Here is a 20,867-nt window from a genome sequence, read left to right on the forward strand (position 1 = left end):
GCTGCTAAAACTGTTGTCAATTTTTGCTATGGGTGATGAGCGGCGGTCACCGCAACCATCGTGCAGCGTCCGGTCGCCGACATTGCGGCGGCTCGTTCGTTGTTCAGTTCAGGGCCACGAGTGGGCGTGACACGCTGCCGCAGCGTTGCCAGTGGTGCTTAAAGCCGTAGGTCCGTATCGGTCATGTTGGCACGTAAATTTTCGAGCAACTGTGCAACTTGTTCTCGGCTCTCCAGCCGCAACTTGGTCCCGGAGAAATCGTTGAACATCCTCGAATGGCCAGCAAAGGACGATGGTGTCTGCCGAGTCCAATAGGCTTCCGCCCACTTCATCAGTTCCGCGGCGTCATGACTTGTTGCTCCCCGCCGCAGGCCGCGGGCTACTAGCCCGGCGCGGCAAACGCTCCACGGAAAATCTAGCCAAATGAGAGTGGTAGCTTTGGGAAGGGCCACTTCTGCCAGCCATCCGAATACGCCTTCGATAATCCAGCGCGGCTGGTCGGAAATATCCAAAACCATCTTTCGCGCGACGTCTTCATTTCGCTTTAGGCCATAGCTGCCTTCTTCCCAGTGCAGCAGGTCAAGATCGATCACAGGGATATGGGCTAAATTGGCGACGGCTTCGGCCAACGTGCTCTTACCAGAGCCACTGTTTCCAATAACCACCGTGCGTTCGGTCAGAGGTTCCGTCATTCAAGCCGCCGATGGTTGGTTCTCGTTTCGATGGCGCATAACGGGTCAAAGGCTGCCCTGGGCAGTCCGCATGACGCTGTTCTGCTCACCTCTCGGAAGCGGGCAGTGCGACGCCCAGAGCGGAGGTCAGCCACGGCCATTTCCGGACTTATGTGGCGCAATAAATCGCGTTAGGTTCAGAAGCCTGGTCAGTGGTGCCGTGTGCAAGTTATTGCCTCTCTGTTCGGTAGATGGACAGCCATAATTGTTTTCAGGCGAGTCTCTCGTCAGATCGCCCGTACAGTGCCTCATTACGCAGCGAAGACAAGCCGTCCGAAGAAGGATCGGGATGATGGAGTCATTGCCCAGCCGCACCGCGTTGGCGACGTCGCTTATGAGAGCGCTGCATTCGCGGTCCGATCCTTTTCCTCTCTTGGAGGACCGCTGGGGCGATCGACTCGTTCCCGAAGCCGAACGCGAAAGAATGACTGAACGGATATTGGCCCGCATGGATCGGGACGTGCGTGCCCGTGCCCTACGGACAACCGCTTCAGTATTGGACGAGTTCCTGCTGACCAACACCGCCCTCCCTGGAGTGGTGATCCGCTCTCGCTATGCTGAGGATGCACTGCGCGAGGCGACAATCAAGGGCATAAGTCAGTATGTCCTTATCGGCGCCGGATTGGACAGCTTCGTGCTTCGCCGTCCCGCTTTTTCCCACGCCCTGACGATCTTCGAGATAGACCATCCGGCGACGCAAACGATGAAGATCCAACGCATTAAAGAATGCGGCATGTCGCTTCCACCGTCGGTGCAGTTCATCGCAGCCGACCTCGCAAACGAGGATTTGGCCTCGGTTTTGGCTCGCTCTCACTTCCGGACAGGCGAGAAAGCATTCTTCTCGTGGCTCGGCGTTTCGGTGTACCTGACACGTCCCGCCAATCTGGCAACCTTGCGTGCGGTGGCAACCTGCGGTGCTCCGGGGAGCGAACTTGTATTCACCTATGTCGACCAAGCCGAGTTCGCCCCGGACACATCGCGATCACCCCACAACGAGAATGCCAAAGCGGTAGCGCAAATCGGCGAACCTTGGATCTCAGGGTTTGATCCCGACGAAATTGTCAACGATCTCGCCTCTGTTCGGCTTGAGCTCGTTGAAGATCTGGATGGAAGGGCAATGCGGGAACGCTACCGGGGAGCAAACACCACACTCGGGCAACCGCCTGCCAGCTTGCACATAGCCCTGGCACGGGTTGCGTAAGGGACAGCGCATTGGCGAACACTGTTGAGCGCGGCACTGGTGTCGGTTTCGGGTCATGAGCGCCGGTCGGTGGCTCCGCCGGTTTCTTTCGGTCTACCTTGATGAGCCGACAACAGGGACACCGGCCGCACCTGCGCCTTCGGGCCAGAAGCCGACGATGGTTACAGCCAAATCCCGCTCAAGGACCACGGCTCAAGTTTTGCGTGCAATCAGTTCGCAAGGGGCAATGGAGCCTTTCGAGATACACGTAATCATGTTGCGTATCTGATCTTGCCGTCTCTCGCCCATCAACGTGTGCAAGCCCAGCGGTCCAGCAACGCCAGCGGCAAGCGAACGGGCCAGCTCTCAAGTGCCGAGTTGAAGTTGGTGCAGCGGTGCGACGAGGTACGTGGCGTCAACCGAGAGGTCGGGCTTGTCTGAACTGGAAAGTGCTCGGCGTGAACCTCCTGGCCACGGCGCGCGCCTTGCCCTCGCATGTTTCCAACGCAATCTTCTGGGCAAGCATGACATCTCCGATCGGCAGCGCGCCGATCGGCATGAAGCACAGCCCCTCCCGCATGCGGCCTCTTTCGTCAATCTCGCACACGTTCACCGACGTCCCGGCGTGGATCCGGTACCGCTTCCCACTTTCGCTTCCGACAACCTCGAAGTAGCCCCTCCTTGCGAACTGCTCCCGCTGCGCGGGCGATAGCCAACGCCGCAAAAGCAGCAGCGACCGCCCCTCTGGTGTGCGCTCGGCGCCGTGCCTGATGAAGAGCATTCGCGCCGCTCTCGTGCGGGAGCGGACGCCCGACGCCGACGGCCGAAAGCCGAACATGAGCGGCTAGCCGCCGATCAATCTGGGGAAAAAGAGGGTTTCATCCGCACTGGGGTCGAACGATCGGATCTGCGAGATCTGACCGGGACCCGTCCGGACCGCGGCGGTGAAGCCGGCATTCGTCAGCTCATAGAACCGCTGCTCCGCCTGCGCCACTTCCTGCAGGTCGCGGGGGTTGAAAGTGTGATGGCTGTCGCCGGTGCGGTCCATCACGATCTGAATCGCCATGATCGTCCTCCTCGGATTGACAATGGCCCAAGGGATCCTATCCAGTATCCGACTAACCTGACGAACTTTCAAGACAAGACCACTTCAATCCGAAGAGCGATCTGCTGCTGACCGCAGAAGACAACCGAGTTCTGGAAGCGTGCCGTCAACGACGCGGTCAGCGCGAATGCTGTCGTCGGCCCGCCATCGGGCCGCGACGGCCGGCTTCCTTCCGGCTGAAGCTGATAAGACAGGTCGAAGAGTATCCCGCAGGGCCCGCGCGCGGCTCGTTCAGCCCTTCGAACGCATGCGGATCATGAATGTTTCATACGAATACTCCGCGATCTGCCACCAGAGATTCTCGTCGTTTCGAAAGTCCACTTGCGAATCGTAGATCTTCTTGAAATCAGGGTTGGACGCGGAGGTTTCCGCATTGACCTCGTTCGAAGCCTTTAGGCACGCTTCCATCACCGCCTGGCTGAACGGACGCAGAAGCGTCCCGTTGGCGACGAGCCGTTTGATGGCCGCCGGATTGCGCGCATCATAGCGCGCCTGAACGTCCATGTTGGCATAGCCGCAGGCCAGAGCGAGGAGCGACTTGTAAGCCTTTGGCAGGGCGTTCCACTTGTCCAGGTTGATGAAGAAGTGCAGCGCCGTGCCGCCTTCCCACCAGCCCGGATAATAGTAGTACCTCGCGACCTTGTAGAAGCCGAGCTTCTCGTCGTCATAGGGACCGACCCATTCGGTTGCGTCGATCGTGCCTTTTTCCAATGCGGGATAGATGTCGCCGCCTGCGATCTGCTGCGGAACCACGCCGAGCTTTGAAAGGGTCTTGCCCGCCCAACCGCCGATCCGCATCTTCAATCCGCTGAGATCTTCGACGCTGTTGATCTCCTTACGGAACCAGCCGCCCATCTGAGTGCCGGTATTGCCGCCCGCAATACCGTATATGTTGTACTTCTTGCCGAACTCGTTGAGCATGTCCTGACCGCCGTGATCCTGAAACCATGCATTCTGCTGGCGCGAGTTCAGGCCGAACGGTACCGAGCAATAGAGGGCGAAGGTCGGATCCTTGCCGATGAAATAATAGGCGGCGGTGTGGCACAATTCGACCGTTGCATTGCTTACTGCATCGACAGCCTGCAAGGCAGGCACGATCTCGCCGCCTGCGAAGGGCTGAATTTGAAACCTGTTGTCGGTAGCTTCCGCAACATATTTCGCGATCGTCTCTGATGCACTGAAAGGCACATCCAGCGACTTCGGCCAACTCGTGGTGCAGCGCCACTTTAGTTCAGGCATCGACTGGGCGATGGCTGGCGCAACAACGGCGGCAGACGCGGCGAAGCCGGCGCCTGCCGTACTTAGAAATTGACGACGTTTCATGGCGTTTCCCCTGTGGATGATTGCGCATTGAATAAAACCGCCGGCCCGCGGCCATTTCGACGGCAGTACTCCTCCGGGGATCAATTTTTCATGCGGGCCTTTCTTGGATGAACCCGGCAGATATCAATTATATCAGACATAGGGATGCGCAGGAGATGCGGACAGCCACCACCAGCAAGTCAAATAGGACCGGATGGATTGGGAAGCGGCCACGCTGCATTGCGGCAATCTTGCGCCGACGAACCCCGCCTGAACCACTGACGGCGCGAAGCGACGCAATAAATGACATCACTTCGGCTTGCGTCGTCAGGCGAGATGGCGAGCGAAGATCCAGAACCGCTTCGGGTCAAAACCGGCGGTCTGGACCGGTGCAAGCCGCTTCCTGTCTACTCGACGGCCGCCGCTTGGACGCGCATCGAGCTAGGCTGCTTCGGGCCAATAAGCGAAGTCGGTGTAGAGCTCGATGACCGAAATCAAATTGCCTCTGATGCCCGAGTGAACAGATTGGGCCGCCAGCTTACAGCCCATTCGTTGGGGAGTTGAAGGCGCCTTTGACCGCCCGTCGCTGGATTGTCGGGTGCCGGTGACTCCAGGTCGAAGAGGGAGTAGCTTGGCGTATAGGAAGCCCCAATGCCGGCGGAACAAGACCGGATCGGGACGCATCCGGCGGACAGCCCCATGGGATAGTGTTCAAAAGTGCGCTGAGTGGTGCCGACCGCGAGCAGACGGTGCGGGTTCAGAACCGTCTGCTGGGCGGTCTTGCGCCGGCGTCCTTTGAGCAGCTTCGTCCCTTCCTGCAGCCCGTTGCGCTCAAGCGCCGGGCAATTCTTCAGGACTACCACCATCCCATCGAGCATATCTACTTCATCGAACGCGGCGTCGCCTCGCTGCTGGTGCGAACGCAGCGTGATGGTCCAGTCGGAATCGCCATGGTTGGACGGCTCGGTTTTGTCGGAGTGGCGGCGGCGCTCGGTATGCAGCGCTCACCCAATCGCTGCCTGATGTCGGTCCCCGGTTATGCATTGCGCATCGCGGTGCCGGACCTAAGCAGGGCCGCGCACAGATCCCCGGACATCCAGCAGCAGCTGTTCAGCTATATCCACGCGCTGTTGGTCCAGAATGCCCAGACAACGCTTTGCAGCGCCCGCCACAGCCTGGAGGAACGGCTGAGCCGCTGGCTGCTGCTCGCAGCCGACCGTCTGGACGACCGGATCATCCCCGTGACGCACGATATGCTGTCGGTCATCCTCGGCGTGCGACGCGCCAGCATCACGACAACGCTTGCGGAACTGGAACAGTCCGGCGGGCTCATCAGGCAGCGAGGTGGCATCGACGTGTGCGATCACGCGGCCCTCGAGCTTAGAACATGCGAATGCTATCAGATCATAGCGTCGGAATACCGGTACCTAAATCGCAGCGGCCTGCACGAGCACCGCATTTCCGCGAACGCCGACCTTATCCGCGCCTGCCTTTGCTGCGTCTGACGCAGCCGTCCAAACAGCTTGCTTCCAGCCAGCGCCGCGCGACTTCGTCCGCTGTCAATCTTTGTACGGCAGCGTACCGAGTGACCGGCTTTAGTAGAAAGGCCGGTCCGGGCCTCAAAGCTATAGTGACGCCAGCGATAACAAGATCCAGGGCCGAGCTAGACTGATCCCTCATCTGGATGAGCCTTTCTCCAACTGGCGATATCCACAGGAGGAGTCCAGATGAGCACGGGCAACTTTTTGCGCGTCACGCGACGTCGTTTGCTGACACAAACTGGTCTTATCCTTGCCGCCGCTTCGGTGCCGTCCCTTGCTGCCCCATTCGTCTCCCGTGCGCTTGCCGACACCAAATCCGTCTCCATCGTACAGTGGAGCCATTTCGTTCCGGAATACGACAAATGGTTCGATCAGTTCGCAAAGGATTGGGGCACGAAAAATAACCTCGACGTCACCGTCGACCACATCCCGGTCGGCAACGTCGCCGCGCGCGCGGCCGCCGAAGCCTCGGCTCAGTCAGGTCACGATCTGTTCGGATGGAACGGCGCAGGCGGAGCGCACCTCTACCGCAAATTCCTCGTCGACGTGACAAGCCTCGTCGAGGCAACCGAGAAGAAGTACGGCAAGGTCAGCAGGATCGGCCGCCAGATCGGATACAACCAGGACGACAAGACCTGGTCTGCATTCCCCGATTTCTACATCAATTTCCCGGCCATGTATCGCAAGAGCATGTGGGACGAGATCGGGATGCAGCCGGACACGTGGGACAACGTGCGTATCGGCGGCGCCAAGCTGAAAGCCAAGGGCCATCCGGTCGGCATTTCGCTCGGACACAGCAACGACCCGAACACGACCTGGCGCGGCCTGTTGTGGAGCTTTGGCGGTGCACTTCAGGACACCGAAGGCAAGAACGTCGTGCTCAACAGCAAGGAGACGATCGAAGCCGTCAAGTTCGTCACCGCGCTGTACAAGGAGGCGATGACGTCCGAAGTGCTGTCGTGGGACGACTCCAGCAACAATCGCTATCTTGTTTCGGGCATCGGCTCGATGATCGTCAACCCGATCTCGGCCTATCGGACGTTCCAGAAGGCGAACAAGAAGGGCGCCGACGACACGTTCGTGATGGCTCCTCCAAGGGGGCCGGTACGCCAGATCATGGGCGGCGCTTCCGAATTCTACGGCATCTGGAAGTTCGCCAAGAACAAGGAAGGCGCAATCGAGTTCCTCAAATACTACGCCGATCATTGGCCGGAGGCGTTCAAGGCGAGCGAAGGCTACAATAACCCCTGCTTCGCCAATCTGGTGCCGAAGCCGATGCCGATCCTCTCGAACGATCCGACTTCGACGCCATCAGACAAATTAGCGGTGCTACAGGAGTCCGAGCAGTGGTCGGCCTCCCCGGGATATCCCGGCCCGTCCTGGCCCGCCGTCGACGAGGTCTATAACGACTTCGTTATCTGCGACATGATGGCAAAGGCAGCGAGCGGTCAGATGTCCGCCGAGGACTCGGTCAAATGGGCGCATCAACAGGCTGATGCCATTTTCAAGAAGTGGCACGAGAAAGCCTGAAGCCGTGTCCGGACGCAGCCCTCCTTTGCGCCCCACGTTGCAGCTCATTGGCAAACACGATTGGCGCCCTGCCCAGCGATTGGCAGCAGAGCGCCACATGAGCTCCGGGAGGATCGATGGCAGCCGTATTGACCAGGGATATCGTCAAGAAGTTCGGCGAGATTAACGCCGTCAACGGCATCTCGCTGAGGGTGCCGGATGGCGAGTTCATGGTGCTGCTCGGCCCCTCGGGCTGCGGCAAGACGACGTTCCTCCGCATCATCTGCGGCCTCGAGCAACAGACCAGCGGCGACCTCCTGATCGGCGGCAATGTCGTCAACGACATCCCGCCCCGCGCCCGCGGCATTGCGATGATGTTCCAGAGCTACGGCCTTTATCCGCACTACACGGTACGTAATAACATTGCCTTTCCGCTGCGCACGCAGCGCATGCCCTCCCAGGACATCCAAAACAAGGTCGAGTGGGCCTCGCAGTTGCTCGGCATCGGCCATCTTCTCGACCGGCGGCCACGCCAGCTCTCAGGCGGCGAGCGCCAGCGTGTGGCGCTTGCGCGCGCGCTCGTTCGCGAACCAACCGCGCTTCTGCTCGACGAGCCGTTGTCCAATCTGGATGCCAAACTCCGTACCTCGGCCCGCCAGGAGATCAAGAACTTTCAGCAACGGGTTGGCCTCACCACCATTTACGTGACCCACGACCAGATCGAAGCGATGGGCATGGGCGACCGTATCGCGGTCATCGATCATGGAAGGGTTCGGCAAGTGGGAACGCCAACCGATATCTATGAAGATCCTGCCGACCTTTTTGTCGCAACCTTTGTCGGCGCGCCGCCGATGAACATCGTCACCCGCAATGGCGGCGGCTATCTCGGATTCCGGCCGGAGAATTTCTTGCCCAGGGACATGATTGAAGACGGAGGCGCGACCGAATTTTTGTTTCGCGTCGACCGTTCGGAATATCTCGGGTCCGAGCGCATTGTTTACGGCGTGATGGATGGCTTTGACTCGAAGCAGCCGATCACGGCGAAGTTGCCGCCAGCCCACGTCGCCGAAGGAAGCATTCGGCCCGGAGAGTGGCATCCGTTCGCCGTGAAGAATAGCGCGTTGCGCCATTTCGACGCCAACGGCAATCGTCGCACTCGCCACTGAACCGGGGATTCGCCGATGGCTGTCATCGCGGAGCCTGTTGCAAAGCCAATTTCACGCTTTCGCTTCGTCCTGGACCGGCGCGAGGTGCTTGAAGCGGTCATGGTCGCGCCGGCGATCCTCTACGTTTTGCTATTGGTCGGCCTGCCGCTCCTGCTCGCGGTCTATTACTCGCTCAGCGCCTATACCATCTACAACCCAACCTGGAAGTTCGTCGGCCTGGCGAATTTCGAGCAGATCCTGCAAAATCCGAATTTCCTCGACACGTTGCGCAACACCTTCATCTTTACATTCGGGTCGCAATTGCTCGGCCTCGTGCTCGGAAAGTTCGGCGCCTTCCTGCTGTTGCAGCCCTTCCCCGGCCGCAAGATCGTGCGAGCGCTAATCATCCTGCCTTTTGCGGTACCGGTCGCGCTCGCCACGATCGCCTGGCAGTGGATGTTCGACTCGCTCTACAGCGTGATCAACTGGACCCTGATTGCGGCTGGCATCCTTACTCGCGAAGAGGCGCCGAACTGGCTCGGCAATCCGTACCTTGCGATGCTGTGCATTGTCATTATCAACGCTTGGCGCTTCTTTCCATTTGCCATCGTGATTTTCCTCGCCGGCATCACTGCGGTTCCGCAGGACGTGATCGACGCCGCGACGGTCGATGGTGCAGGCTTTTGGCGCCGCAACTACCAGATCATCCTGCCGATGATCCTGCCGATCATGGCCATCGGCCTGATCTTCGGCATCGTGTTCACGTTCACTGATCTTTCCATCGTCTTCCTGCTGACCCAGGGCGGCCCCGGTGGCGCAACTTCGGTGCTGGGCTTTGAAGGCTTTCAGACCGGTATTGTATCCGGCGACGTGGCGCACGGCGCCGCGATCTCGCTGTTCATGCTGCCGGTGCTGCTAGTCGTGGTGATCTTCATGCTTCGCTTTATTCGTCGCCGGGAGATTTGACATGTCGGAGCCTCTTGCTCGCTCGCTCCGCGGAACCGGGTTTTTCCTCGGCGTCGCATTCTTCGTTATCCTGGCCGCGTTTCCGTTCTATTGGATGGTGATCACGGCGTTCAAGCAGAACAGTGACCTTTACAACGTCACCAACATCCCGTTCTGGTTCAACGAGCCGCCGACGCTGGAGCACATCAAGTACCTGTTCGATGAAACCCTGTTCGCGCGCTGGCTGTTGAACTCGCTGATCGTCGGCGTCTCCGTTACCGCGATCACCCTGGTCACCGCGGTTCCGGCCGGTTACAGCCTGGCCCGCATGACCAGTCGCAAGGGCGAAGCGCTCGGAATCATGATCTTCCTGACCTACCTGGTGCCGCCGACTTTGTTGTTCCTGCCGCTGTCCCGGATCATCGCCGAACTCGGACTGCAAAACTCGATGTGGTCGCTGGTGCTGGTCTACCCGACCTTCACGATCCCGTTCTGCTCCTGGCTGCTGATGGGGTTCTTCAAGGCGCTCCCGGTCGAGATCGAGGAAGCCGCAATCGTCGACGGCTGCAGCCTGTTTGGCGCCTTCATCAAGATGGCGATCCCGCTGTCGGTGCCGGCGATCCTGACGGTGGTGATCTTTACGTTCACCCTGACCTTGCAGGAATTCGTCTACGCGCTGACCTTCATCTCGTCGTCCGACCAAAAGCCGATCACGCTGGGCGTCTCGACCGACCTGATCCGGGGCGACGTGTTCTTCTGGGGCGAAATCATGGCGGGCGCTTTGATTGCCGCCATCCCCGTAGCCATCGCCTACAATATCTTCCTCGATCGCTTCATCGCCGGCATCACCGGGGGCGCTGTCAAATAGCCATCGTGCTGCTTCTGGCAAGGGAGTGAACCAGGCTCCTGTACGCCGCCTTCTTGGACCCGCGCCTCGGCCGCCGTAGCCGGACGCCGCGAGAACAGAGAGTCGCATCCACTGTTCGGACATCATCCGACGTTGGCGATGCGTCGGCTCAAACCAGAATAGGCGTTCGGACAGTCTGGCTGCCAAATTAGATCGCTTGCGCCTGTGCTACTTTGAGCGTTGAATTCATCGTGATGCTACGGCGCTGCTGAACGAATACATTCGGCCGCAGCGATCACCGTCTGGCGTCTGCACCCCTCGCCGAGGTCAGGAGACGAGCTGCACGGATGAGGCAGCTTCTGCAAGAGGCCGCAGCAGACTGCATGTTGGATGTGGTTCCCGCGATACAATAAGGGAGGCAGAACAATGACAGTCAGTACAAGGCACCTTACCTATGTTGCCGCACTGGCCGCTATGCTTGCACCATCAGCTTGGGCGATCGCGCCGTCGGAGATCAATTCCGCTCGCATCGAGGCGGCCGAGCAGAACCCAGGTGATTGGCTGACCTATCACGGCGGCTATAAATCGTATCACTACAGCGGGCTCGATCAAATCAATGCGAGCAATGTAAAGAATCTCGAAGTCGCCTGGATCCATATGCCCGGACGTTCCACGCGGGGTCTGCAGTCGATGCCGCTCGTTGCTGACGGCGTGCTCTACTATTCGGGCTCCTATAGCCGCGTCTATGCGCTCGACGGGGCGACCGGCAAGATGATCTGGTCGCACTTTCCGGTGCTCGACGAGGAACTCGTCGCGATGCAGACGCACTCACCGTACAACCGCGGTGTCGCGCTCGGCGATGGCAAGGTCTTCGTTGGCACCGTCGACGGGCATCTCATCGCGCTCGACATAAAAACCGGCAAGGAGGTGTGGAATACGCAGCTGGTCGACTCCAAGAAGCTCACGGTCGGCTTCACGGGTGCGCCGCTGGTGGTGAAGGACACCGTCATCATCGGCAGCCAGGGCGGCGAATGGACCTCGCGCGGTCCGCTGTTCGGAGTCGATATCAAGACGGGCAAGAAGAAATGGGAATTCTTCACCGTCGCCGGCACCGAGGAAGCCAAGGCCACCTGGGGTAGTGATTCCTGGCGCACCGGCGGGGGTGGCGCATGGATGCCCGGCACCTACGATCCTGAAACCAACACCATCTGGTGGGGAACGGCCAATCCTGCACCGCTTTACGACTGGTCCGGCGCGGACTGGAAGAACAGCGGACCGCGGCCAGGCACCAACCTCTACACAACTTCGGTCATCGCGCTCGATCCCGACACCGGCAAGCTGAAATTCTATCATCAGGAGCTGCCCCATGATGCATGGGATTTCGACTCGGCAGTCGGTGAGTTCGTGATGATCGACCGCGACGGCCGCAAACTCGTCGTGCATCCGAACAAGGGTGGTTTTGTATTCGTCTACGACCGCGCCGATGGGAAGGTGCAGAACGTGTGGCGGATCGCGAAGAATATCAATTTCGTCAAGGATATCGATCCGAAAACCGGCGAACTGATCGGCCGGCGCGACTTGACTCTCGGGAAAGCGAGCGAGCCGCTTTGTCCGGCGATTGCCGGCGGCGTCAGCTGGAACTCGGGCGCCTACAGCCCGAAGACAGGCCTGTGGTATAAGCTCGCCCAGGAATGGTGCATGGATGTGGACGTGATAAAGACCACGCCAATCACCGAGCCGATGGCGCAGCTCAATATCGGCGCGAATTTCAAGCTCGTTCCGCCGCCGGACGGAGCGGCGCGCGGTCATCTTGATGCACGTGATCCCGTGACTGGTGCGAAGAAATGGGAGGTCAATTTCGACGAGCCTCCGCTGGCGAGCGTGCTTGCGACAGCCGGCAATCTGGTGTTCGTGCCTGACTCGCGTGGTGTGCTGCGCGCTTACAATGCGGAGACCGGACAGGAACTGTGGTCGCATTTCAATGGCGTCGGTCACAATGGCGGCATCATCAGCTACAGTGCCGGCGACAAGCAATACATCGCTGTGCCGGCCGGTTGGGGCGGCATGGTGGCGGACGAGTACCCGGCCCTTTTCGGCGAACCCTTTACGAGCATGCCGAAGGACGCTGGTGCGCTCGTTGTCTTCACGCTGAAGCAATAAGAATGGTGAGGAGAGCCAGGGTGCAGTCGCCCCCTGTCTCTCCGGTCCAGATGCCAATGTTGAAGTCGATTCTTTTCATCGCCGGCATTGCGTTGTCATTGCCCTTCGGCCTCTCCGCGCAGCAGAGCCAGGCTCCCAAGCAGGATCCATCCGCCCGCGAAACCGATATCGAGGGCGGGACGATGTTCGCGACCTCGTGTGGCTTCTGTCACGAGAACGGCGGCCGCGCCGCCGGCAAGGGGCCGAAGCTCGCGGGTACGGCGCGAAGCGACGATTTTATCGTGGAGCGGATCAAGAAGGGTAAGCCCGGAGCCATGCCCGCCTTCGGAGGCGCCTTTTCGGAGAGCCAGATCATGGCGATCCTGGCCTACATCCGAAGTCTGGAAGAATGAGGCCGGAGATGCGCCAAGCCGTTTTCGTAAGCCTTTTGATCCTGCTCGGAGCCACCGGTGCCAGCGCGCGCTCGCTGGAGGCGATTCGTACACGCGGGGCGCTCACGCTTTGCGCACACCCCAATGCGTTGCCGTTTGCCAGCAAGCGCGATGTCGCCCCCGGATTCCAGGTCGAGATCGCCCGTGAACTGGCGAAGCAGTTGAAGGTCGCGCTGGAGCAGCACTGGGTCGTCAACAGCTTTCAGTACCGCCGCGCGGACTGCGACATCATCATGGATGCGATCGCGAACCCCGCGGCGCTGGCGGAGGTGGGATTGCGCATATCGCGGCCCTATCAGCGCAGCGGGGTCGCGTTGGCCGTCCGGGCCGACTCTGGCGCGGCGTCACTGGCGGATTTGAGGCCTGGTCAGCGCGTCGGGGTGCAGGTCGGCTCGATCGCCTCCATGACACTCAGCAAGCGAGGCGTCCAAACCTCGCCGTTTGTCTTCGAAGATGAAATCATGGACGCGCTTGCCAAGAACGAGATCGACGCCGCGGCGGTTACACCCGCCGCAATTGGTTGGTTCAGCCAAGTTCATCCCGATGCGCACGTGCGCCGCATTCCTGCTTTCGAAGACGATCCCGACTTGAACTGGAATGTCGCTGTTGGGATGCTCAGCCCAGACGAGAAGCTCAGGCAAGGACTCGACGCAGCCCTTGAAGCATTGCTCGCCGACGGCACCCTCGCGCGGATCTACGCGCATTACAATGTCGAATTGCGGTCGCCAAAATGAGCAGGGCTCCCGGCGCAAGAACTGGCGGAGCAGCCGGAATTCTCATTTGGACGATGTTCACCGATATCTTGACGTTCAACTTCGTCTCAAACAGCGCGCCCAAAGGCGTGCCAGCCTGCGGCATCGCACCCCCGGGGATTTTGTTGGCCGATTGCTCTGGCCTCGGCAGGTCGTCTCTGGGGCATTCGCGTCGGTTTGGCCGGGTGCCGATGACTTTCGCGCTATCCCTATAAACAGAACATCGTTACCGCGCGTCGGCATGGTCCAAACGGCCATATTGCACGTGCCATTCCGAAGGATGGAAATTCACTGGCTTTCCGCTATTTTGTGTTGAGCCGCAGTTCTGTAGCGGCGATCTCGAAACGAGGTTCGCGATGACCTCCAGGTCCTCGATCAGGCGGCTCGGCGCGCCGCTTGTCGCTTTTTTTCTGACCATCTGGCCGCTGGTCCCTCCGGTACATGCGATTGAGGACACTGGAAAGGTTGGCGTGGTGTCCTTTGGTCTGTACGGGGATCAAGGCGTGTTTAGATCCGAGGCGACCGGCGCGGCTGAGGTCGTGGCCGGCCGTTTCGAGACTGGACCGATCAACGTGGAGTACAATTCCAAGAAAGGGGGACGTGCAACGATCGAAGCTCTGACCAAGTCGTTGCAGACGGCAGCCAACCGCTTGGATCCCGAGAAAGACGTTCTCTTTTTGATTCTCACCTCGCATGGCTCTCCTGATGGCCTTGCAATCAAGGCGGGGCGGCTCACAGAAACGCTTACACCATCTCGTCTCCGCGACATGCTCGCGAAGACAGGCGTGCGACACAAGGTGGTGGTCATCTCGGCTTGTTATTCCGGAGTTTTTATCCCGCGCCTGGCGAGTCCCGATGTGCTGGTCATCACAGCGGCCGATGACAAGCATCCGTCGTTCGGCTGCCAGGACAAGGCCAAGTGGACCTATTTTGGCGACGCTTTTTTCAATGTCGCGCTCCGGAAAGCCGTCAGCCTGAAGGATGCGTTTCTCGATGCGCGCTCACTCGTCCGGAAGCGAGAATTGCGGGAACATTTCGAGCCGTCGAATCCGCTCATGGCGGGCGGTGCAGACGTGCTGCCATTGCTTGTCGGACGCCCTTGAACAACCGGCCGCGAGCGCAGAGGCTGTTGCTCGCGGGCGCATCGCCGTTTCCGGTCACCCCCGATAAGCAGACTGTTTGGCAGCCCCCTTAGACTTCGCATTCGGGCCCAATAACGGACTCCGTACCGCCGCATCAAATGGCATCATCAATAACCCTCGTCAGCACGTAGCAAGAAGGGCTCGGGAATAGTTAGGCCAGCAGCCCTCGCACTCGCCGGGCGTCATCGAAGCTGGTGACAGGGAGGTCACCAGTCCTGAGCGAACCGCCGGAATTGGCCAACTGCCGGCGTTAGATGGCCGCCTCGGTCTGCGCGTCGAAAACGTGAAGCCTGGAAGGCCGCATGGCAACGCGCAGCTTATCGCCCACCCTCACCCTCGCGGTCGGCTCGATGCTCGCCACCATGATGCTCTCACCGACCTTCATATCGAGCAGGATTTCCGAGCCGAGTTGCTCGACCACCTCAATCACAGCATCGAAGCATGGGTGGCCGAGATCAACGCTACCGGCCACGGTGAGGTCCTCCGGACGCACGCCGAGCAAGACCTCGCGTCCGATATGGCCGCGCAGCCGCTGCGCGGCCTCGTCCGGCAGCCTGATGCGCAGACCGGAGTTCTCGGCGATCAGCGATCCGTTCGCCTCGGTGACAGTAACGGCGGCGAAATTCATGGCCGGGGAGCCGATGAAGCCAGCGACGAACTTGTTGGCGGGCCGATTGTACAGCTCTAGCGGCTCCCCCACCTGCTGCACCACGCCGTCTTTCATGACCACGACCCGGTCACCCAGCGTCATGGCTTCGACTTGATCATGAGTAACGTAAATGGCTGTAGTGCCGAGTCGCAGATGCAACTTCTTCAGCTCAACGCGCATCTGCACCCGCAGCTTGGCATCGAGGTTCGACAGCGGCTCGTCGAACAGGAACACGCGAGGGTGGCGCACGATAGCACGGCCTAACGCCACGCGCTGGCGCTGGCCGCCTGAGAGCTGGCGTGGCCTGCGCCTTAGCAGTTCGCCGATGCCGAGGATGTCAGCCGCCTCCAGCACGCGCTTGTCTATCTCGGACTTTTCAAATTTGCGCATTTTCAGGCCGAACGCCATGTTGTCGTACACGCTCATGTGCGGGTACAGCGCGTAGTTCTGGAACACCATGGCGATGTCGCGGTCCATGGGCGCCAATTCATTGACCACGTTGCCGTCGATGGAAATGTCGCCGGAACTGATCGCTTCAAGCCCGGCGATCATCCTGAGCGTCGTTGTCTTGCCACAGCCGGAGGGGCCGACGAACACCACGAACTCCTTATCGCGGATCTGCAGATTGACGTCTTTGACAGCGTGCACGCTGTCAAAGAACTTGTTGATCCCCTTGAGGACGACCTGGCCCATTCGCTTTCACCTGCCTCCCAACGACCTATGCGCAATCTGGATTCGCGCCTTCGAATCCCTATGATCCGTCGTGCTGTCAGCCCTTCACCGATCCGGTCAATCCTGCGACGTAGTGCTCGACGAAAAACGAATAGGCGATAGCAACCGGTATCGATCCAAGCAGGGCCCCAGCCATCAGCGGTCCCCAGTAGAATACATCGCCACGGATCAGCTCCGATGTGACGCCGACCGGCACAGTCTTCTGCTCAGGCGAGGACAGGAAGACAAGCGCATAGATGAACTCGTTCCACGACAGCGTGAAAGCGAAGATGCCGGCCGAGAGGATGCCCGGGATCGCCACCGGGATGACGATGTAGAGCATAGCCTGCCAGCGCGAGGCGCCATCAATGCGCGCGCATTCCTCGAGCTCCTTGGGTACCGCCTTGAAGTAGCCCATCATGAGCCAGGTGCAGAACGGAATAAGAAAGGTCGGATAGGTCAGAATCAATGACCAAGGCGTGTCACCCAGCCGATAGTTGCGTATGATCTCTGCCAGCGGAATGAACAGCAGCGTTTGCGGTACCAGATAAGTAATGAAGATGCCGGTGCCCAGGCTGCCGGCAAATGGAAAGTTCAGCCGCGACAGAGCATAGCCGGCGAACACCCCGCACACGAGCGAGATAGCGGTTGACGCGAGCGCGATGAACGTCGTGTTCCACAGCCACGATGCGAACAGCGTTTCCTCGAACAAGTACCTGACATGGTCCCAGGTCGGTTTCCAAGTCCAGAACGGATTGTAGTTGATCGAATTCCAAGGCCGGTAAAGCTCGCCGTCCGGCCGCACCGAAGTGATCACCATCCAGTAGAACGGGAACAGCAGGAAAAGCAGGAACAGCGCCATGGGGACGTAGAAGAACATCCACTTTCGCCACCTTGCGCCTTCGATCATGGCTCAGCGGACCTCCACGCGGCGGATGTAGAGAAGTTGGATGATGACGACCAGAAACAGGACCGGAAACATTGCGAGCGATATTGCGGCGCCCTCGCTCAAGAGGCCGGTGCCGATACCAATCTGATAGGCGTAGGTGGCAAATAGGTGCGTTGCGTTGGCTGGTCCGCCGCCCGTCATCACATAGACGATCTGGAAGTCGGCGAACGTCTGAATCACCGAGAACAGCACCACGACCATGGTCACGGGCAGCAGCAGCGGCCAGGTGATGTGCCAGAACCGCTGCCACGGCTTGGCGCCGTCGATGGCAGCGGCCTCGCTGAGTTCGGGACTGATAGTCTGCAAGCCTGCGAGCAGGCTGATGGCAAAGAACGGCACCCCGCGCCAGATGTTGACGATGATAATCGAGATCATGGCGAGGTCCGGATCGCCCAGCCAATTGATCCGACCGGTGATCAAGCCGAAATGGTAGAGGAGCCAATTGAGAACGCTGAACGTCGGGTCGAACATCCACTTCCAGGCGAAGGTCGAGAGCACGGTCGGGATAATGAAAGGCAGCAGGATGAAAGCACGGGTAAAGGCCTTGCCGCGGAAATTACGGTTGAGCAGCATGGCCAGCCACAGCCCGAGTGCCAGCTTGAAGACGGTGGTCACGCCCGTATAGAGGAAGGTGTTGTAAACGGAGGTGCGAAAGATTCCGTCATTGAAGATCTTGTAGAAGTTAGCGAGGCCGACGAAGTCGCCGGGCATACCGACGCGCGAGTTGGTGACCGACAGCAATATCCCTCGAATGAAGGGATAGGCAATGAACATGCCGAGCAGCGCGATGGTCGGCACCAGCAGCACGAATGCCAACCAGCGCTCGTCCTCGAGCAACCGCTGTCGCCGCGGAGGGGGCGCCTCGCGGAGCGTGGTGGCGGAAACCGCGCTTATCGCCATGTTCGATCCTCGTCGGCCGGAAGATTCCCTTCCCCCACGAAAATGGGAGAGGGAAGGCTTAACCTCAGACGTAGACCTTCTTGAGCTCAGCCTCTGCCCACTTCACGGCATCCTCGGCGGGCATGCCTTGGACGGCCTTTGCGTACATATCAATGATGATGTACTTGGTAACGACCTCGGCTGCCTTGCGCGTAGAGGGGCCTTGGTAGCCAGCGAAGCGCCCTGTGCGCGCCGCTTGCTTGTAGGGCAGCATGATCGGGTCGTCGCCCCACAGCTTGTGCTTTTCCCAATCCGTGGTCGGGCCGACTGAGAAGCCCTTCTGGGAGACGAACCACTTGTCGTAGACGTCCTTGGAGTGAATCCAGCCAAGGAATTTCTTCGCCGCATCCTGGTTCTTCGAATAACCCATCAGGAGGTTCGAGAACGGGACGTGATAGCTGAACTGCCCGCCGGGGCCCTTGGGCAGCGCGGCGTGCAGGATGTCGTCCTTCAATTGCCCGCCTGCCTCCGTCTTGTAGGTATCCGGCTTACGCAGAGCCTCGATGTAGATCGAGGCGCCATTGAGCGTGGCGCTGCACGTCCCGGACAGAAAAGCGCGGTTGTTGTTGGAATCGTCCCAGGCGAGCCCGCCTTCATCGTGGGCGTCCTTCCAGAAGGCCACCATGAACTTTACCGACTCGACTGTCGCTGGGCTATTCAGCACAACCGTCTTGCCGTCTGCTTCGACCTCTTTGCCGCCCCAGGACCACAGATAGGGGTAAGCGAAGGCGGGCGCATCGCCGAACGTGTGACCCAGCGTTTGGCCGATCGGCCGTCCCTTTGCCTTCAGCTTCTTGCCGGCCTCGCGATACTCTTCCCAAATCTGGGGAAATTTTCCATCCGTGTAGCCGATCTCGGCAAACCAGGACTTTCGGTATGCGATCTGCAGGCCGACGATGCACCACGGCACTGCGATCCATTTTTTTCCGTCATTGGCGACCGCGCGGGATGTTTCGTAGAAGCCGCCCTGGCTCTTGCCGAGTGCCTCAGCGAGATCGCTGACATCCACGACGCTCTCGCCGTAAAGTTGCCCCCAATTGTTGAGGACACAGACGACGTCCGGGCCTGACCCCGACTGGATAGCCGAGGTGACGCGGGCCTGGATATCGTTGGCATTGATGGTCTCGATATTGAGCTTTATGCCGAGCGCCTTCTCGCCCTCCTTGGCGATCTCGTTGCGCAGAAGCTGATCTGACGCCGGAACGAAGTCGGTCCAGCGCAGCCAGTGCACCGTGGTGGCTTGCGCATAGGCGGGCGCCCTGCCGGTCGCCAAGATGCCGGCCATGCCGCCCACAACCGCGGCACCGCCCTTGAGGACGTTACGTCGGGTTACCGTCGTCATGCATCCCTCCCTCGGTGTGTCTGAGCTGATGCCCTTCGGCCGGTCTTACGCCGGCTTGGACTCCCTTTCAGCCTATCGCGCCTCCGTGGCTCAACGCATGCCCACGCTGTCGCCTGCGCAATACGTTGGCTCGATGATCTTTTGTAGGTGTTCCACTTGCAGCGCCCTTGTGGGGCGAGTTCGCCGCGAAACATGGTGAATTCTTCGCAGAGCAGCGGCGCGACCACGTCGTTCCCAATCGTCGCGGCGATACGCCCGGCGGCCCGGATCGTGTCGGCGCTGCAACATGAACCGCACCGTCATAACGGTCCCTCCCGCGCAGCGACGGTATTGCCGTGGCCAAGCGGGTTTTCCCCGTCTTATATGAAGTTCAGTACCGGAAGCTGGCGTGACGTCATTGTCGCCCGTCGCAGCAGGAAATCAAGTGCTAGCTTTGACGCGCCGGCCATGGTCTCACTTCGGCTCTCTTTGCGGGTTCGTGGCCAATTGACGAGTCTCCTTTGGGGCAATCGCGCCAGGTCGCCGGCGGGTCGAAAAGGCCGCTTCGCACCCTTCATTCCTTTCTTCTGGAGATCTGGTCCTTCACCAAGAGCAAGCCGACGGCAAAGAGCCTGCTTGCGCACCTGTTCGCAGCCGAAGGCAATCGAAAGGATGGTGGCCGCGAGCGGAGGCCACGACCTTCCGGCCTTCGACAACCTGACGACGCTCAAGACCTGGGCCGAGGAAGGACCGCCGAAGGGCACGCTCTACCACTACCCGAATCCCTACAACCACCAGATCCTATCGATTGCCGCGCAGCCAACACCGCTCAAGATCGCAGTGCAGATCTATTCCTAGGGCCTCATGACCCAGATGACAGTCCGCCACATGCAGGGCGAGCCGCTGGAGAAGACGCTCGCCTGGGCTGAGGGCGAGGTTGAAGGCTACTTGCGCATGTGAAGTCGCAGGTCACGTCGTTGTCCAACGAGCAGACGTTTGTCGGCCTCGCTTGCAGGTCCCTTCGGTGCAGATAGTGCGTCAATCGAATCGGGCGGTTATCGATGGCCACGGTCGAGGGTCCTGCCGACGTCTCATATGGGGTCAAAATCGGCAGTCTACACCGTTGCGAGCCCCTTCCGGTCTACACCCAACAGCCGACGCTTGGACCGGCATCGAGCTAGGCAGGATCGGACCACGAGCGGACATCATTCAATGACCTCGTCGGCGCCGGCGAGGAGTGTCGGGGTCATTTCGAGGCTGAGCGCCTTGGCAGCCTTCAGATTGATGACCAACTGGAATTTGTTGGGCCGATAGATCGGGATGTCGCCGGGCTGGGTCCCGTTCAGGATCTGATGCACGTCGATGGCAAGGCGTTGGGCAAGTTCGCCCAGATCCGGCGCATAGCTCATCAGCCCACCTGAATCCACATAGTCGCGAAAGGGATAGATGATCGGAAGATGAAGTTTCCCGGCGAGCTCGGCAATGGAGGCGCGTCGTAAAGGGCCACC

19 protein-coding genes and 1 pseudogene are annotated in these 20,867 nt (G+C 60.0%); 11 read left to right on the plus strand and 9 right to left on the minus strand.

The window, feature by feature from the left end:
• Positions 1-158 precede the first annotated feature (158 nt).
• Positions 159-692: a P-loop NTPase family protein gene (locus BLV07_RS32910; RefSeq protein ID WP_091894265.1), complete on the minus strand. Its 534-nt coding sequence runs from the start codon at positions 690-692 to the stop codon at positions 159-161.
• 328 nt (positions 693-1,020) lie between these two features.
• Here BLV07_RS32910 and BLV07_RS32915 point away from each other — a divergent pair, with 328 nt between their 5' ends.
• Positions 1,021-1,932, plus strand: a complete 912-nt coding sequence (locus BLV07_RS32915) for a class I SAM-dependent methyltransferase (protein WP_091894267.1) — start codon at positions 1,021-1,023, stop codon at positions 1,930-1,932.
• A 394-nt stretch (positions 1,933-2,326) separates the two neighbouring features.
• Here the strand turns inward: BLV07_RS32915 and BLV07_RS32920 are convergent, their stop codons facing one another.
• The 3 genes from BLV07_RS32920 to BLV07_RS32930 all read right to left on the minus strand — a co-directional run bounded on the left by BLV07_RS32920 (position 2,327) and on the right by BLV07_RS32930 (position 4,339).
• Positions 2,327-2,749, minus strand: a complete 423-nt coding sequence (locus tag BLV07_RS32920; RefSeq protein WP_091894269.1) for a hypothetical protein — start codon at positions 2,747-2,749, stop codon at positions 2,327-2,329.
• Positions 2,750-2,755: 6 nt separating this feature from the next.
• Positions 2,756-2,977, minus strand: a complete 222-nt coding sequence (locus tag BLV07_RS32925; RefSeq protein ID WP_091894271.1) for a hypothetical protein — start codon at positions 2,975-2,977, stop codon at positions 2,756-2,758.
• A gap of 270 nt (positions 2,978-3,247) precedes the next feature.
• Positions 3,248-4,339, minus strand: a complete 1,092-nt coding sequence (locus BLV07_RS32930; protein WP_091894273.1) for a TRAP transporter substrate-binding protein — start codon at positions 4,337-4,339, stop codon at positions 3,248-3,250.
• Between the two features lie 686 nt (positions 4,340-5,025).
• Here BLV07_RS32930 and BLV07_RS32935 point away from each other — a divergent pair.
• From BLV07_RS32935 to BLV07_RS32975, 9 genes are all read left to right on the plus strand, one after another.
• Positions 5,026-5,823, plus strand: coding sequence for a Crp/Fnr family transcriptional regulator (locus BLV07_RS32935; RefSeq protein WP_091894275.1), 798 nt, complete (start codon positions 5,026-5,028; stop codon positions 5,821-5,823).
• A gap of 222 nt (positions 5,824-6,045) precedes the next feature.
• Positions 6,046-7,389 carry an ABC transporter substrate-binding protein gene (locus tag BLV07_RS32940; protein ID WP_091894277.1) on the plus strand — a complete coding sequence of 448 codons (1,344 nt, stop codon included), beginning with the start codon at positions 6,046-6,048 and terminating at the stop codon, positions 7,387-7,389.
• Positions 7,390-7,505: 116 nt separating this feature from the next.
• Positions 7,506-8,534, plus strand: coding sequence for an ABC transporter ATP-binding protein (locus tag BLV07_RS32945; RefSeq protein WP_091894279.1), 1,029 nt, complete (start codon positions 7,506-7,508; stop codon positions 8,532-8,534).
• Between the two features lie 15 nt (positions 8,535-8,549).
• Entirely contained in the window at positions 8,550-9,479 is a 930-nt protein-coding gene (locus BLV07_RS32950; RefSeq protein WP_091894281.1) for a carbohydrate ABC transporter permease, read from the plus strand.
• 1 nt (position 9,480) lies between these two features.
• Positions 9,481-10,326 carry a carbohydrate ABC transporter permease gene (locus tag BLV07_RS32955; RefSeq protein WP_091894282.1) on the plus strand — a complete coding sequence of 282 codons (846 nt, stop codon included), beginning with the start codon at positions 9,481-9,483 and terminating at the stop codon, positions 10,324-10,326.
• A 453-nt stretch (positions 10,327-10,779) separates the two neighbouring features.
• Complete coding sequence (locus BLV07_RS32960) at positions 10,780-12,465, plus strand: pyrroloquinoline quinone-dependent dehydrogenase (RefSeq protein WP_244551280.1); 1,686 nt, start codon at positions 10,780-10,782, stop codon at positions 12,463-12,465.
• Between the two features lie 56 nt (positions 12,466-12,521).
• Positions 12,522-12,857 carry a c-type cytochrome gene (locus BLV07_RS46690; RefSeq protein ID WP_143035553.1) on the plus strand — a complete coding sequence of 112 codons (336 nt, stop codon included), beginning with the start codon at positions 12,522-12,524 and terminating at the stop codon, positions 12,855-12,857.
• An 8-nt stretch (positions 12,858-12,865) separates the two neighbouring features.
• Positions 12,866-13,630, plus strand: a complete 765-nt coding sequence (locus BLV07_RS32970; RefSeq protein WP_176945913.1) for a substrate-binding periplasmic protein — start codon at positions 12,866-12,868, stop codon at positions 13,628-13,630.
• 374 nt (positions 13,631-14,004) lie between these two features.
• A complete protein-coding gene (locus BLV07_RS32975; protein WP_244551275.1) occupies positions 14,005-14,751 on the plus strand; it encodes a C13 family peptidase in 747 nt (248 codons plus the stop codon).
• A 289-nt stretch (positions 14,752-15,040) separates the two neighbouring features.
• On the opposite strand, the gene BLV07_RS32980 is transcribed toward BLV07_RS32975, so the two are convergent.
• The 4 genes from BLV07_RS32980 to BLV07_RS32995 all read right to left on the minus strand — a co-directional run bounded on the left by BLV07_RS32980 (position 15,041) and on the right by BLV07_RS32995 (position 19,380).
• Entirely contained in the window at positions 15,041-16,132 is a 1,092-nt protein-coding gene (locus BLV07_RS32980; protein ID WP_091894288.1) for an ABC transporter ATP-binding protein, read from the minus strand.
• Positions 16,133-16,208: 76 nt separating this feature from the next.
• A complete protein-coding gene (locus BLV07_RS32985; RefSeq protein WP_244551276.1) occupies positions 16,209-17,030 on the minus strand; it encodes a carbohydrate ABC transporter permease in 822 nt (273 codons plus the stop codon).
• A 33-nt stretch (positions 17,031-17,063) separates the two neighbouring features.
• Positions 17,064-17,999: a carbohydrate ABC transporter permease gene (locus BLV07_RS32990; RefSeq protein WP_091894292.1), complete on the minus strand. Its 936-nt coding sequence runs from the start codon at positions 17,997-17,999 to the stop codon at positions 17,064-17,066.
• Positions 18,000-18,063: 64 nt separating this feature from the next.
• Complete coding sequence (locus BLV07_RS32995) at positions 18,064-19,380, minus strand: ABC transporter substrate-binding protein (protein ID WP_091894295.1); 1,317 nt, start codon at positions 19,378-19,380, stop codon at positions 18,064-18,066.
• A gap of 522 nt (positions 19,381-19,902) precedes the next feature.
• Here BLV07_RS32995 and BLV07_RS49065 point away from each other — a divergent pair.
• Positions 19,903-20,319 (plus strand): annotated as a pseudogene (locus BLV07_RS49065) (ABC transporter substrate-binding protein); the annotation flags it as partial.
• 245 nt (positions 20,320-20,564) lie between these two features.
• Here the strand turns inward: BLV07_RS49065 and BLV07_RS33005 are convergent.
• The gene (locus BLV07_RS33005; RefSeq protein WP_091894297.1) at positions 20,565-20,843 is read right to left on the minus strand and encodes an ABC transporter substrate binding protein; all 279 of its coding nucleotides are present in this window, start codon (positions 20,841-20,843) and stop codon (positions 20,565-20,567) included.
• Positions 20,844-20,867: the final 24 nt, after the last annotated feature.

It is taken from the genome of Bradyrhizobium sp. Rc2d (genome assembly GCF_900099855.1).
GTDB lineage: Bacteria > Pseudomonadota > Alphaproteobacteria > Rhizobiales > Xanthobacteraceae > Bradyrhizobium.